Raw genomic sequence first — 870 nt, 5'->3', positions numbered from 1 at the left:
CTTCGCCCTCTCGACGAAGCCGAACCCGCGCAGCGTCTGGTTCGGCGTCGCGTCCTTCTCCGCCGTGCTGTTCCCGGCCGAGTCGAGCAGCACCGAGCCGTCGCAACCCCTGACGAAGCAGTCGTGGAAGTGCATCCTGAGGAGCGGGCCGGCGAGGCTGGGCGCGGCGCCGAGCGCGCGCACCATCTCCTTCCGGACGACGGCCTCCACGCTGGGGCACGAATTGCTGTAGAACTTCTCGTCCAGCTGCGCCGACGACGCCATCACCGCCGCCGCCGCGAGCAGCAGCAGCACCGCCATCGCCACCACACACCAACACACACAAACCATTGCAACTGCACTACACTGCAGCACACACACCCCGCACCCACCAAGCTAAGTAATTAATCATCAATGGCTTCCGCCGTGGTGAAGATGGCCGTCGTCTGCCTGCTCCTCCTGTCCGCCGGTCATCTGATGGCCTCCGCCGCCGCCGCGCGCCCGGACACCGTCGACGACGCGGCGGCGCTGCTGCGCCTCAAGGACCGCATCGAGCTGCAGGAGGAGGAGGCCCTGGCCCTCGCCGAGGAGCTCGCCCTCCTCGACGACGGCGCCGGCGACGCCGTCGGAGCCGGCTGCTCCTGCAGCACCACCAAGTGCAAGACGTGCATCGCCACCTGCGGGATCAAGTGCTTCCCCAAGGGAATCAAAGGCTTCCCCACCTGCTTCTTCGCCTGCGTCTTCACCACCAGCAAGTGCTTCGCCTTCGGCGCCTAATCGATCAATCGATCACGTCGTCGTCTCGGCTCGTCATCAATCGCGATCGATCGGTCGTTTTCACCTAATAATAATATAATCATATGTGTGTGTGCAAAGAATAACGAATTAACC

General features: G+C 63.8%; 2 protein-coding genes. One reads left to right on the top strand and one right to left on the bottom strand.

Going from position 1 to position 870, the window contains the following annotated elements; all coding sequences use genetic code 11:
- A partial coding sequence (locus NK662_RS24550; protein WP_254761336.1) for a peroxidase family protein occupies positions 1-300 on the bottom strand: 300 nt, incomplete at its 3' end.
- 93 nt (positions 301-393) lie between these two features.
- Here NK662_RS24550 and NK662_RS24545 point away from each other — a divergent pair.
- A complete protein-coding gene (locus NK662_RS24545) occupies positions 394-756 on the top strand; it encodes a hypothetical protein (RefSeq protein ID WP_134256938.1) in 363 nt (120 codons plus the stop codon).
- Positions 757-870 lie beyond the last annotated feature (114 nt).

Origin of the sequence: Ectobacillus ponti (assembly GCF_024294785.1) — a bacterium.
Taxonomy (GTDB): domain Bacteria; phylum Bacillota; class Bacilli; order Bacillales; family Bacillaceae_G; genus Ectobacillus; species Ectobacillus ponti.
This window is presented reverse-complemented; position numbering and strand designations above follow the sequence as displayed.